This window comes from Arthrobacter sp. ISL-65, from assembly GCF_018613795.1.
Taxonomy (GTDB): Bacteria; Actinomycetota; Actinomycetes; order Actinomycetales; family Micrococcaceae; genus Arthrobacter.
The window spans coordinates 12,600-26,337 of record NZ_JAGGPN010000022.1 but is presented as its reverse complement, the minus strand read 5'-3'; the positions used below and the strand labels follow the sequence as shown (position 1 = coordinate 26,337).

Annotated in this window: 10 protein-coding genes; all 10 read left to right on the top strand. The window is 66.6% G+C overall.

Annotated features, from left to right (window positions below):
- Positions 1-21 precede the first annotated feature (21 nt).
- Entirely contained in the window at positions 22-795 is a 774-nt protein-coding gene (locus tag J7I85_RS10520) for a trans-aconitate 2-methyltransferase (protein WP_214851441.1), read from the top strand.
- Between the two features lie 143 nt (positions 796-938).
- Positions 939-2,672, top strand: coding sequence for an ABC transporter ATP-binding protein (locus tag J7I85_RS10515; RefSeq protein ID WP_214851439.1), 1,734 nt, complete (start codon positions 939-941; stop codon positions 2,670-2,672).
- Positions 2,673-2,685: 13 nt separating this feature from the next.
- The gene (locus tag J7I85_RS10510) at positions 2,686-4,545 is read left to right on the top strand and encodes an ABC transporter ATP-binding protein (RefSeq protein WP_214851627.1); all 1,860 of its coding nucleotides are present in this window, start codon (positions 2,686-2,688) and stop codon (positions 4,543-4,545) included.
- Positions 4,542-4,919, top strand: a complete 378-nt coding sequence (locus J7I85_RS10505) for a GntR family transcriptional regulator (protein WP_214851437.1) — start codon at positions 4,542-4,544, stop codon at positions 4,917-4,919. Before J7I85_RS10510 ends, J7I85_RS10505 begins: the two co-directional genes overlap by 4 nt.
- Before the next feature lie 60 nt (positions 4,920-4,979).
- Positions 4,980-7,904: an excinuclease ABC subunit UvrA gene (gene uvrA / locus J7I85_RS10500; RefSeq protein ID WP_214851435.1), complete on the top strand. Its 2,925-nt coding sequence runs from the start codon at positions 4,980-4,982 to the stop codon at positions 7,902-7,904.
- A gap of 218 nt (positions 7,905-8,122) precedes the next feature.
- Positions 8,123-8,839, top strand: coding sequence for an HAD hydrolase-like protein (locus tag J7I85_RS10495; RefSeq protein ID WP_214851433.1), 717 nt, complete (start codon positions 8,123-8,125; stop codon positions 8,837-8,839).
- Positions 8,826-9,494 (top strand): 1-acyl-sn-glycerol-3-phosphate acyltransferase, encoded by a 669-nt coding sequence (locus J7I85_RS10490; RefSeq protein WP_214851431.1) that lies wholly within the window; start codon positions 8,826-8,828, stop codon positions 9,492-9,494. Before J7I85_RS10495 ends, J7I85_RS10490 begins: the two co-directional genes overlap by 14 nt.
- 92 nt (positions 9,495-9,586) lie before the next feature.
- Positions 9,587-11,680 carry an excinuclease ABC subunit UvrC gene (gene uvrC, locus J7I85_RS10485; protein WP_214851429.1) on the top strand — a complete coding sequence of 698 codons (2,094 nt, stop codon included), beginning with the start codon at positions 9,587-9,589 and terminating at the stop codon, positions 11,678-11,680.
- Positions 11,681-11,793: 113 nt separating this feature from the next.
- Positions 11,794-12,717: an RNase adapter RapZ gene (gene rapZ, locus J7I85_RS10480; protein ID WP_214851427.1), complete on the top strand. Its 924-nt coding sequence runs from the start codon at positions 11,794-11,796 to the stop codon at positions 12,715-12,717.
- Entirely contained in the window at positions 12,717-13,730 is a 1,014-nt protein-coding gene (gene yvcK, locus J7I85_RS10475) for a uridine diphosphate-N-acetylglucosamine-binding protein YvcK (protein WP_214851424.1), read from the top strand. Before rapZ ends, yvcK begins: the two co-directional genes overlap by 1 nt.
- Positions 13,731-13,738: the final 8 nt, after the last annotated feature.

Sequence of the window (13,738 nt, the reverse complement as noted above, 5' to 3'; positions counted from 1 at the left end):
CAACGAACAACCGGAGGCCATGTGTGGGATCCCGCCAAATACGTGCAGTTCGGGGACTACCGGCAGCGCCCGTTCTTTGACCTGACCGGCCGCGTCCTCGCCGACACCCCGCGGCAGGTGGTTGACCTGGGCTGCGGCCCCGGAAACCTTACCGCCACGCTCGCGGCACGCTGGCCTGATGCGCGCGTGGTGGGCCTGGATTCCTCAGCCGAGATGCTGGCAACGGCCGAACAGCACCGGCAGTCCGCCCCGGGACTGGAGTTCAGCCTCGGGGACATCGCTTCGTGGCTGCCTTCCGAGGACACTGACGTGGTGGTGAGCAACGCAGCGCTGCAGTGGGTGCCCGGGCACCCTGAACTGCTGGCCGCCTGGCTGGAGGCGCTGAAGCCGGGCGCGTGGTTCGCCATCCAAGTGCCGGGCAACTTCACCTCCGCGTCCCACACCCTGATGCGGGATGTCGCCGAGTCGCCGAAGTGGGCCAGCAAGCTCGCCGGCGTGCTGCGCCACGATGAGGCGGTGGCGCACCCCGCACGGTACCTGGAGATCATGCTCGACGCCGGGTGCACCGCTGATGCGTGGGAAACCACCTACCAGCAGGTGCTCACCGGGGAAAACCCGGTGCTGGACTGGGTGCGCGGCGCCGGCCTGCGGCCCGTGCTGGCCGCGCTGTCGCCGGACGACGCCGCAGGCTTCGAAGCCGAATACGGCGCCCGGCTTTCCGAGGCTTACCCGGCAACGCCCCACGGAACGGTCTACCCGTTCCGCAGGATCTTCGCGGTGGCCCGCAAGCTTTAGGGCAGCATGGAATTCGCCCGCCTGCAACAAGCCGCCCGACCTCCCGCCCGGTCCGATGTGATGTGGCTTACAATGGCCAAGCGGCTGTTGGGGACCCGCCATGGAAGGCCCCCGTTCAGCCCTGGCTATAGAGGAGGCGCGCGGTGCTGTTGGGCCTAATGCTCCGCCTCCTCGGCGAACACCGGAGGGCCGTCTGGGCGATCATTGTGCTGCAGGTGGTGCAAACGGCCGGCAGCCTGCTGCTGCCCACGCTGAACGCGAGCATCATCGACGACGGAATCCTCGCCAACCAGCCCGGGGTGATCCTGGGGCTGGGCGGCTGGATGATGGTTCTCACCGCTGTGCAGGCCGCAGCCGCCCTAGGCGCCGGCTACCTCGGGGCCGACGTCGCCATGAAGATTGGGCACCGCCTGCGACGGGAGCTGTTCTCCCATGTCCAGGCGATGTCGTCCCAGGAGATCGGGACGTTCGGCGCGCCCAGCCTCGTCACCAGGGCCACCAATGACGTCCAGCAGATCCAGACCTTCGCGGTCCTGGTCTTCACCATGCTCGCAGCGGCGCCCGTCATGGGCGTAGGGGGAATTATCCTCGCCGTCCAGCAGAATGCGGTCCTGTCCGCGGTCGTCATCGTCATCGTCCCGCTCCTGGTGCTCATCATGTACCTGATCGTGCGCCGCCTCATCCCGCTCTACCGGCAGGGGCAGGCACTCATCGACGGCATCACCCGGATCCTCCGCGAACAGATCATCGGTGCCGACGTCATCCGGGGGTTCGTCCGGCAAAAGCATGAGGCTGCCCGTTTCGCGGAAGCGAACCGGCGGCTGACCCGGAACAACCTTCAGTCCGCGCTCCTGGTCGCCGGCATGCTTCCGATGATCATGATCGTGGTGAACCTCTCCTCGGTGGCCGTGGTCTGGTTCGGCGGGCACCTGATCAGCAGCGGCAACATGGAGGTGGGCGCGCTCACAGCCTTCATTGCCTACATCCTGCAGATCCTGCTTGCCATCATGATGGCCATGTACGTCTTCAGCACCGCACCGCGCGCGGCCGTCTGCGCCGAACGGATCCAGGACGTGCTGGACGTGACCCCGGCACTGGCTGACGCAGCCGCGGCGAAGCCCGCAATCCCGGATGGCGGGGGAGCAGAGTTCAGCCACGTCTGGTTCGCTTATCCTGGGGCGGAGTCCCCGGTCCTGGCCGACATCACATTCACTGCCGCCCCCGGCACCATTACGGCCATCATCGGTGCCACCGGCAGCGGCAAAACCACGCTGCTGAATCTCCTCCCGCGGTTCCTGAACGCCACGTCCGGTGAAGTCCGGATGGGCGGAGCCGACGTCCGGACCCTGCCCGCTGACCGGCTGCGGGAAAGTATTTCGGTGGTGCCGCAGCACTCCTATCTGTTCTCAGGCACGGTGGCGAGCAACCTGCGGATGGCCGCGCCGGAAGCCACCGAGGACGAGCTGTGGCAGGCCCTGCGGCTGGCGCAGGCCGCTGACTTCGTCCGCCAGCTCCCGGACGGCCTCCATGCCGCCGTCGCCCAGGGCGGGGCCGGGCTTTCGGGCGGACAGCGGCAGCGTCTCTGCATCGCCCGCGCCATGCTCCGCACCGCGGACCTTTACCTCTTTGATGACAGTTTTTCCGCCCTGGACTATGCCACCGAGGCTGCCGTCCGGCAGGCCCTGGCGCCCGTGCTGGAAGCAGCAACGGTGCTCATGGTGGCAGAACGCATTCCCACCGTCATGGGTGCGGACCGGATCCTGGTGCTCGAGGACGGCCGGCTGGTGGCCCAGGGAACCCACGCCGAACTGCTGGGATCATCGCCCACCTACCGGGAGATTGCCGAGTCCCAGCTGGCCATGGATGAGCAGCCGTGAGCAGCGGGCAGCCATGAAGGGCACACACGCAGCCGCACGCAAGGCCGGCAGCTTCCTGCCGGCGGCCGCACGTCTCCTGGGCTTGCTGCGCCCGTCGAGGCGGCGGATGGCCTTGGCCGTCGCGGCAACCTGCGGCTTCGCCGCCCTCAATGTGGCTGCTCCCAAGCTCCTCGGTGACGCCACCGACGTCGTCGTCGACGGTTTCATGCATGGCACGCTCGACGCCGGCAGGCTCGCCGCGCTGCTGGGCGCGGTGTCGCTGATGTACGTCGGCACCTCAATCTTCAACTGGGTTCAGGGGGCCCTGACCGCCCAGGCAGTGCAGCGGCTTGTCTTCGGCCTCCGCGCCGCCGTCGAGGACAAACTGCACCGCCTGCCTTCATCACACTTCCAGGAGCAGGCCAGGGGAGATGTGCTCAGCAGGGCCACCAACGACGTCGACAACATCTCACAGGCGCTCAACCAGCTGCTCACGCAGCTGATCATGTCCGTTCTGATGCTGTGCGGTTCGCTGGCCATGATGCTGTGGATCTCGCCGCTGCTGGCGGCCATCGCCCTCGTGTCCGTTCCCGTCTCAACACTGATAACGGTGTACATGGCGCGCCAGTCCCAGGCCTATTTCGCGGCTCAGTGGGCCTCCACCGGCGAGCTGAACGCCCACATCGAGGAATGCATCACCGGACACGAGGTGATTAGGACGTTCGGGCAACAGGACACCGCGTCGGCCATCTTCGGACGCGGCAACGACCGGCTGGCCCGTGCCAGTGCGCGAGCCCAGTTCGTCTCCGGAGCCGTGCAGCCGCTCATGGTCCTCGTCGCCAACCTCAACTATGTGGCCGTTGCCGTGGTGGGCGGCCTGCAGGTGGCGGCCGGAGCCATGACGATCGGCGGCATCCAGGCGTTCATCCAGTTCAGCCGTCTGTTCACCCAACCTATGGGGCAGATTGGCGGCATGCTTACCCTCATGCAGTCCTGCGCGGCCTCCGCGGAACGGGTCTTCGCCCTCCTGGATGAGCCAGAGATTCCCAGCGAGGACGGCGTTCCGGCCCGCCAGGAAAACCTGCGCGGCCGGATCGAATTCGAGGACGTCACCTTCGCATACACCCCGGGGGCGCCGGCCGTCAGCGGGCTGTCCTTCTCCGTCCTCCCGGGCCAGACCGTGGCCATCGTGGGCCATACCGGGGCCGGTAAGACCACGGTGGTGAATCTCCTCATGCGCTTCTACGAACTGGATTCAGGCCGCATCACGATCGATGGCACGGACATCGCCACGGTGCCCGTGGACTCGCTGCGGTCCAATTTCGCCGTGGTCATGCAGAACGTCTGGCTGTTCAGCGGCACCGTGCGCGAGAACATCGAATACGGCTCCCCGGGGGCTGATGATGACCGGATCCTGGCGGCCGCCGAGGCCAGCCACGTGGACCACTTTGTGCGGTCGCTGCCGGCGGGATATGCCACGGTCCTGGGAGACGACGGCGATACCCTGAGTCAGGGCCAGCGGCAGCTGATCACCATCGCCCGTGCCCGGCTCGCTGACCGCAGCGTCCTTATTCTGGACGAGGCAACTAGCTCCGTGGACACCCGGACCGAGGTGCAGATCAAGCTCGCAATGAACAGGCTGCGGCAGGGCAAGACAAGCTTCATCATTGCGCACAGGTTGTCCACCGTGCGTGACGCTGATCTAATTCTGGTCATGGATCACGGACGCATTGTTGAACAGGGGACGCACAGTAGCCTGCTGTCCGTGGACGGCCATTACAGGCACCTGTATGAGGCCCAGTTCCGCGGGGTGGACCGCGAACTCGGTGCCATCCGCCGGCACGGCGGCAGGCACGCCGCCGGCCAGCAGCGTTACCGGGAGTCAGGCCTGTGACCGCCGATATCTTCCCGGGGCAGTGGAAACCGAACACCGGCAGCTCCGTGGCCCTCTTCGAGCAGCTGAGGCTGCATGTGATCGAGCAGGCGGATCAGGGAAAGCTTGCTCCCGGCACGCGACTGCCGGCGGTGCGGAGCCTCGCCGGAATCCTCGGCGTCGCACCCCACACCGTGGCACGGGCGTACAAGGAGCTCGAAGCTGCTGGCGTCGTCGCCACCAAGGGACGCAACGGGACGGTGGTCTGCGCCCGCGACGAACGCTGGGGGGCGTTGTCCGAGGCAGCCTCAGATTATGCCGCGGCAGCCAAATCACAGGGCGCAACATTCGCCCAGGCCGTCCACCTGCTGGCGGCCGCCTACGACGCCGAGTAGCGAAGGTGGCGTAGCACACCCGCGTGGATATTCGAAGAAGTTTTCGACTAGCATTAGTGGGTGCCTAAAGCCGTAGCTGAAGAAACCGCTGTTGCCCCCTCCGCCGTCGTACCCCTGAGCCCCGCCAAACCGGCGCGCCCGGACCTTTCCCGGCTGGTGGTCAAGGGCGCCCGTGAGCACAACCTCCGCAACGTCGACCTCGACCTGCCGCGCGACGCCATGATCGTCTTCACTGGCCTGTCCGGCTCCGGAAAGTCCTCGCTCGCCTTCGACACCATTTTCGCCGAGGGCCAGCGCCGCTACGTCGAATCGCTCTCGGCCTACGCCCGGCAGTTCCTGGGCCAGGTGGACAAGCCCGACGTCGACTTCATCGAGGGCCTGTCGCCTGCGGTCTCGATCGACCAGAAGTCCACGAGCAAGAACCCGCGCTCCACCGTGGGCACCATCACCGAAATTTACGACTACATGCGTCTCCTGTGGGCGCGTGTGGGCCGTCCGCACTGTCCCGTCTGCGGTGAACCGGTCATCAAGCAGACCCCGCAGCAGATCGTGGACCAGCTTCTCGAACTGGAGGACGGGACCCGCTTCCAGATCCTCGCTCCCGTGGTCCGCGGCCGCAAGGGTGAGTTCGTCGACCTCTTCAAGGAGCTGACGGCGAAGGGCTATTCCCGCGCCCGGGTGGACGGGGACCTCATCCAGCTGAGCGATCCGCCCAAGCTGGGCAAGCAGTTCAAGCACACCATCGAGGTGGTGGTGGACCGGCTCGTGGTCAAGGAGGGCATCCGGCAGCGGCTGACGGACTCCATTGAAACGGCGCTGGGCCTCGCCGAGGGGCGCGTCCTGGCCGACTTCGTCGACCTGGACGCCGACGACCCCCACCGCACGCGTGCCTTCTCGGAAAACCTGGCCTGCCCCAACGAGCATCCTCTGGCCATCGATGAGATCGAGCCCAGGTCCTTCTCGTTCAACAACCCGTTCGGTGCCTGCTCGGCCTGCAGCGGCATCGGCACCCGGCTGGAAGTCGACGAGGAACTGATCATTCCCAACCCGGAGCTTGCGCTGGAGGACGGGGCCATCGCGCCGTGGTCACTGGGCACCGCGACCACCGAGTACTGGAACCGGCTGCTCGGGGGGCTCGCCAAGGAGCTCGGATTCTCCATGACCACGCCGTGGCAGGACCTTTCCGCAGACGTCCGGCAGACCGTCCTGCACGGCAAGGACCACAAGGTTGTTGTGCAGTACCGCAACCGGTTCGGCAGGGAGCGCAAGTACAGCACGGGCTTCGAAGGCGTGGTGCAGTACGTGCACCGCAAGCACACGGAAACCGAGTCTGACTCCGCCAGGGACCGCTACGAGGAATACATGCGGCAGATCCCCTGCCCCGCCTGCAACGGCGCCCGGCTGAACCCGGCGTCGCTCTCTGTCCTGATCAACGGCAAGTCCATCGCCGACGTCGCTCGGCTGCCTATGCGCGAATGCGCGGCATTCCTGGACAACCTCGTGTTGACCGGCCGTGAGGCGCAGATCGCCCATCAGGTCCTCAAGGAGATCCAGGCCCGCCTCACCTTCCTGCTGGACGTGGGGCTGGAGTACCTGAACCTCGAACGCCCCTCCGGCACGCTCTCCGGCGGCGAGGCCCAGCGCATCAGGCTGGCCACCCAGATCGGCTCGGGCCTCGTGGGTGTCCTCTACGTCCTGGACGAGCCCTCCATCGGGCTGCACCAGCGGGACAACCGGCGCCTGATCGAAACCCTGACCCGGCTCCGGGACCTGGGCAACACCCTTATCGTGGTCGAACACGACGAAGACACCATCCACGAGGCGGACTGGATCGTGGACATCGGCCCGGGGGCCGGCGAGCACGGGGGACAGGTGGTCCACTCCGGGTCCTACAAAGCACTCCTGGAGAACACGAAGTCCCTCACCGGGGACTACCTCTCCGGCAGGAAGAGCATCGGCATCCCCAAGAAGCGGCGCAAGTACGACAAGAAGCGCGAGCTGAAGGTGGTCGGCGCCCGCGAGAACAACCTGGTCAACGTTGATGCGGCCTTCCCGCTGGGCCTGTTTACCGCGGTGACCGGCGTCAGCGGCTCAGGCAAGTCCACCCTGGTCAACGAGATCCTGTACAAGGTGCTGGCCAACAAGCTCAACGGCGCCAAACAGGTGGCCGGGCGACACCGCTCTATCCAGGGCCTCGAGCACCTGGACAAGGTGGTGCACGTCGACCAGAGCCCAATCGGCCGCACGCCGCGCTCCAACCCGGCCACGTACACCGGCGTCTTCGATCACATCCGGAAGCTCTTCGCCGAGACCACCGAGGCCAAGGTCCGCGGCTACCTCCCCGGACGGTTCTCCTTCAACGTCAAGGGCGGGCGCTGCGAAGCCTGCTCCGGCGACGGCACGCTGAAGATCGAGATGAACTTCCTGCCGGACGTCTACGTTCCGTGCGAGGTCTGCCACGGTGCGCGGTACAACCGCGAGACCCTCGAGGTGCACTACAAGGGCAAGACCATCGCCGACGTGCTGAACATGCCCATCGAGGAGGGCGCGGAGTTCTTCGCCGCTTTCTCGCCGATTGCACGCCACCTCAAGACACTGGTGGACGTGGGCCTCGGATACGTCCGGCTGGGCCAGCCCGCCACCACGCTCTCCGGTGGCGAGGCGCAGCGCGTCAAGCTGGCGGCCGAGCTCCAGAAGCGGTCCAACGGGCGCAGCGTCTACGTTTTGGACGAGCCCACCACCGGGCTGCACTTCGAAGACATCCGGAAGCTCCTCATGGTGCTGCAGGGCCTCGTGGAGAAGGGCAATACGGTCATCACCATCGAGCACAACCTCGACGTCATCAAAAGCGCCGACTGGATCGTGGACCTGGGCCCTGACGGAGGCTCCGGCGGAGGCCGGATCATTGCCTCCGGTACACCCGAGCAGGTCTCCAAGTCCTCGGAAAGCTACACCGCGAAGTTCCTGGCCGAAATCCTCAGCTAGGGCGTCAAGGCACGACGCCAAACCAGCACACCACGCGGCCCGCCAGATTAACTGGCGGGCCGCCGTCGTCTGCGTTTCATTGGAGTTTTTGTACAGATATTGGGCGCTAAACCCCTCGGAAGTCACGCCACGTGGACAAAAACTCCAATTACGAGCGGAAGTATTCCACGGAGGGCATACGAGTTTGAGCAGGCGTGCCATCGTGAGAAACTAAGCCGGTGACTTCAACAACAGTGCCCGTGATCTTCGACCTGGACGGCACTCTTGTCGATCCGGCCGGCGGGATAACAGACGGAATTGCCGCGGCCCTCACGGAACATGGCCTTCCTGTCCCGAGCCAGGACCTTCTAGACGCGATGGTGGGTCCCAAGCTGAGCGACTCCCTGCTGAATGTCGCGGCTGTTCCGCCAGCCATGCTCAAGGCTGTCATTCGGACGTACCGGATGCATTACCTGGACTTCGGCATCTCCCAGAGCCGCCTGTACCCGGGCATCGTCGACCTGCTGGATGGCTACGTGGAAGCAGGGCGGCCCGTAGCTGTGGCGACGCAAAAGCCTGAAGGCCTTGCCCAGCTGGTGCTTCAACACCACAAGATTGCTGGCCGGTTCCGCGCCATCAGGGGGTCAGCCGCAGACGAGACCGCGGCTGCAGCCGGTCCGGTCGGCAAGACCGGCATCATCGCCGCTGCCATGACGGACCTCGGCACGCAGCACGCCGTGATGGTGGGCGACCGTGCGCAGGATGTGGCCGGAGCGTTGGCCAACGGACTCGACTGCATCGGCGTCAGCTGGGGTTTTGCGCCCGACGGCGAATTGGAGGCAGCGGGAGCTGTGGCGGTGGTGCACGACACCGCCGGCCTGCGTGCCAAAGTCGAGGAGCTGGAGAACGTCCGGGCCGCAGCCCTGAGCGAGGTGCGCAACGATGGAGCTGTTTGACGGCGTCCGCTGGACGACGCGGACCCTCATCTCCGGCAGCTGCCGGCCCACGGTGATCGGGCTGGAGAATGTTCCCAAGGACGGGCCGTTCATTGTGGCACCGAACCACCTCTCCTTTCTGGACAGCGTGATTGTCCAGGCACTCATGCCGCGGCCCGTCGCGTTCTTTGCCAAGGCGGAGTACTTCACCACCAAAGGCATCAAGGGCCGCGTGATGAAGTCCTTCTTCGAGGCAGTCGGTTCCATTCCGGTCGAACGCGGGGAACAGGCCGCGAGCGTGCAGGCCCTCAGGACACTGCTGGACATCCTCGAGGACGGCAGGGGCATCGGCATCTACCCCGAGGGCACCCGGTCCCGCGACGGAATCCTGTACCGCGGCCGGACCGGCGTCGGCTGGCTGGCCCTCACCACCGGCGCCCCGGTGATCCCGGTGGGACTGATCGGCACTGAGAAGCTGCAGCCCGCTGGCCGCAACGCAGTTAAACCCCAGCACTTCATCATGAAGGTGGGCGAGCCGATCTACTTCGACAAGACCGGCCCGGATCATTCCCTCCCCGCCCGGCGGCAGGTGACCGACCGGATCATGGACGCCATCGCCGAACTCAGCGGCCAGGAACGCTCCACCAGCTACAACCAGAGCAAGGTCATCGAGTAGACCGGTCGCCCGCGAGCCGGTCCGGCGCTTCAGCCGCTCCCTTGGAACGGCTGGCGGCAATCCGCAGCCCCTCAGCTCAGTAGACTGGAATCGTGGCAGATCCATCAAGTTATAGACCCCAGACGGGCGAGATTCCGACCAATCCGGGTGTTTACAGGTTCAGGGATCCCCATGGGCGGGTTATCTACGTCGGCAAGGCCAAGAACCTCCGGTCACGCCTGAATTCGTACTTCGCGAACCCGGCAGGGCTGCTGCCCAAGACCCACGCCATGGTGCACGCGGCCAGCAGCGTCGAGTGGACGGTGGTGGGCAGCGAGCTGGAATCCCTCCAGTTGGAATTCACCTGGATCAAGGAATTCAAGCCGCGGTTCAACGTGGTTTTCCGGGACGACAAGACGTATCCGTACCTCGCCGTCACCATGGGCGAGAAGCTGCCGCGCGTGCAGGTCATGCGCGGCGAGCGGCGGAAGGGCACGCGGTACTTTGGCCCCTACACGGCCGGAGCCATCCGGGAGACCATGGACACCCTGCTGCGGGTCTTTCCCGTACGGAGTTGCAGCGCGGGCGTGCTGAAGCGTGCCCAGGCCAGCGGCCGGCCCTGCCTGCTGGGCTACATCGACAAATGCTCGGCCCCCTGCGTCGGGCGCGTCACCCCCGAGGAACACCGCGCCCTGGCCGAGGACTTCTGCGCCTTCATGGGAGGCGAGGCCAAGCGGTTCATCGCCCGGCTCGAAAAGGAGATGGGGGCCGCCGTCGCCATCCTTGACTACGAACGCGCCGCCAGGCTTCGTGACGACATCACCGCCCTCCGGAAGGTCTTCGAGCGGAACGCCGTGGTGCTCGCCGAGGACACGGACGCCGACGTTTTCGCCCTGCACGAGGACGAGCTCGAAGCGGCCGTCCAGGTGTTCCACGTCCGGGGCGGACGGGTCCGCGGCCAGCGCGGCTGGGTGGTCGAGAAGGTGGAGGACTTCACCACCCCCGACCTCGTCGAACACCTCCTGCAGCAGGTCTACGGCGAGGACGCCGAGATCCAGGGCCGGCTTCCCCGCGAGGTCCTGGTGCCTGTCGAGCCGAGCAATGCGCAGGACCTGGCAGTGTGGCTCGGCGGCATCCGCGGCGCCAAGGTAGACATTCGCGTTCCGCAGCGCGGGGACAAGGCCGCCCTCATGTCCACGGTCCGTGAGAATGCCGAACACGCACTCCGGCTCCACAAAACCCGCCGGGCCGGCGACCTGACCGTGCGGTCGCAGGCCCTGCAGGAACTTCAGGAGGCGCTGGAGCTCCCCGTTCCGCTGTTGCGCATCGAATGCTACGACGTCTCCCACGTCCAGGGCACCAACGTGGTGGCGTCCATGGTGGTGGTGGAGGACGGGCTGCCCAAGAAATCCGATTACCGTAAGTTCTCCATCACCGGGGCCGCGGCCACGGACGATACCGCCGCCATGCATGACGTCCTGACGCGGCGCTTCCGGCACTACCTCGTGGACAAGACGGCCCAGGTTGAAGCCGCCGAACTGGTTGCGACGCCGGCGGCCCCGGCCCCGGCGGCCGCGGCCGGTTTCGGTGCCAACGGGGCGGCCCCAGCCGGTTCCGGTGCCAACGGGGCGGCACCAGGCGCCGCAACGGCGGACGCTGCACTGTCCGACACCACCACGCCGGCGCCGCGCGCGAAATTCGCCTACCCGCCCAACCTCGTGGTGGTGGACGGCGGCAAGCCCCAGGTGAACGCGGCTGCCCGGGCACTCGAGGCGCTGGGCGTCGACGACGTCTACGTCGTCGGGCTCGCCAAGCGCCTCGAGGAGGTCTGGCTGCCGGACAGCGACTTTCCGGTCATCCTGCCCCGCTCCTCGCAGGGCCTCTACATGCTGCAGCGCATCCGAGACGAGGCGCACCGCTTCGCCATCTCCTTCCACCGGCAAAAGCGCGGCAAGGCGATGACCGTCTCAGCCCTCGACGGCGTACCCGGGCTGGGCGATTCCAAGCGGAAGGCCCTGCTCGCCCACTTTGGCTCCGTCAAGAAGATCAAGGCGGCATCGGCGGAGGAACTGACCGAGGCCAAGGGTGTCGGGCCGGCACTGGCCGCGGCCATCGTCACCCACTTCAGTCCGGGCGGCGCAGGCGGTGACTCGGACGAGTCCGTTCCGGCGATCAACATGACCACCGGGGAAGTGCTGGAAACTTAGCCCGCGCCCCGAAACTTGGTTAGGGTAAGTACGGGAAATCGGCGTGTGCCGCAAACAGCAACCCGCGCAGAAACTGCACGCGGGAAGCAACAGCAGGAATGAGGCTGGAATCAATGGCAGAGTCGACGGCGGAGTCCAGCACGGAAGAGGACGGCCTGACACCGGTCAAGCCCGCCGAAGCGGAGCTGCTCATCGTGACCGGGATGTCCGGCGCGGGCCGCAGCACCGCCTCCGATGCGCTGGAGGACCACGGCTGGTACGTCGTCGAGAACCTGCCGCCGCAGATGCTGGGGACTCTGGCTGAACTCGTGTCCCACGCCCCGCAGTCCATTCCCAAACTTGCCGTGGTGATGGACGTGCGCAGCAAGGCGCTGTTCGCCGACATCCGCGCCGCGCTCCGTGCCCTCGAAGTCAGCGGCGTCACCTTCCGTGTGCTGTTCCTCGACGCCAGCGACGACGTCCTGGTCCGCCGCTTCGAACAGGGCCGGCGCCCGCACCCGCTGCAGGGCGGCGGCAGGATCCTGGACGGCATCGCCGCCGAACGTGAGCTCCTCAAGGAGCTGCGCGACTCCTCGGACCTCGTTTTGGACACATCGTCCCTGAACGTGCACGGGCTCGCCACCGCGATCACCGAACTGTTCACCGAAACCGGTCCCATCGCGATCCGCCTGAACATCATGAGCTTCGGCTTCAAATACGGTCTTCCCGTTGACGCCAACTATGTGGCTGACGTCAGGTTCATCCCGAATCCGCACTGGGTGCCAGCGCTCCGGCCGCACACTGGCCTTGACCAGGACGTCAGCGAGTACGTCCTTGGGGCCGAGGGTGTGCCCAACTTTGTGGAACGGTATGTCCTCGCCCTGGAACCTGTCATGGAGGGCTACCGCCGGGAGAACAAGCACTACGCCACCATCGCCGTCGGATGCACCGGCGGAAAGCACCGCTCGGTGGCGGTCGCCATGGAGCTCTCCAAGCGGCTCGCGCAATATCCGCGGGTTACCGTGACCACGACGCACCGGGACCTGGGCCGCGAGTAATGGGCGTTCTTACCGGCCCGCTGCCCCTGATTCCGCCGGCCGGCCTGACCGGTTCCCAACAGGCCAAGGGACCCACCGTCGTCGCGCTCGGCGGCGGCCACGGCCTTTCGGCCTCCCTCTCGGCACTGCGGCTGCTTACTTCCGAACTGACAGCGGTGGTTACCGTGGCGGACGACGGCGGGTCCTCCGGCCGTCTCCGCGAGGAGTACGGCGTCCTTCCGCCCGGTGATCTCCGGATGGCCCTTTCCGCCCTCTGCGATGACACCGACTGGGGCCGCACCTGGCGCGACGTCATGCAGCACCGGTTCCGGTCCGCCCGCGGCGGCGCTTCCCTGGACGAGCACGCCATGGGCAACCTGCTGATCGTCACGCTCTGGGAACTGCTGGGGGATGCGGTGGCCGGCCTGAAATGGGCCGGTGCGCTGCTCGGCGCCCGCGGACAGGTTCTGCCCATGTCCACCGTTCCGCTTACCATCGAGGGCGATGTCCGCGTGACCGCCCCCGACGGCAGCAGCACGGTCACCACCATCACGGGCCAGGCGCGCTGTGCCGTTGCGGGTTCGCTGGAGAGCGTCCGGCTGCTTCCCGAGCAGGCTCCGGCCTGCGTTGAGGCCCTGACCGCCGTCGAGCTTGCCGACTGGGTGGTGCTGGGCCCCGGCTCCTGGTACACCTCCGTGCTCCCGCATCTGCTGCTTCCGGAAATGCGGCAGGCGCTCTGCGATACGCCGGCCAAGCGCTGCCTCACCATGAACCTCGCCATGGACACCAAGGAAACCTCCGGCATGTCCGCCGCCGACCACCTTCACACCCTGCGCGACTACGCGCCCGAGTTCAGCGCGGACGTGGTGCTCGCGGACCCGGCCTCCGTTTCGGACCTGGCCGAGTTTGAACGGGCAGCAGGGATGATCGGCGCCGAGGTTGTCTTGGGTAGAGTAGGGGCTTCGGGCCGGCGACCGGTCCACGACCCCTTGCGGCTGGCTACGGCCTACCAGGATATTTTCGGGAATAGTTAGGAAAGGTG

Bases quoted from the DNA above. Each gene is read 5' to 3' on its own strand.
- J7I85_RS10490 (WP_214851431.1), top strand. From the start codon at position 8,826: ATGGAGCTGTTTGACGGCGTCCGCTGGACGACGCGGACCCTCATCTCC.
- yvcK (WP_214851424.1), top strand. From the start codon at position 12,717: ATGGGCGTTCTTACCGGCCCGCTGCCCCTGATTCCGCCGGCCGGCCTG.
- rapZ (WP_214851427.1), top strand. From the start codon at position 11,794: ATGGCAGAGTCGACGGCGGAGTCCAGCACGGAAGAGGACGGCCTGACA.
- J7I85_RS10510 (WP_214851627.1), top strand. From the start codon at position 2,686: ATGAAGGGCACACACGCAGCCGCACGCAAGGCCGGCAGCTTCCTGCCG.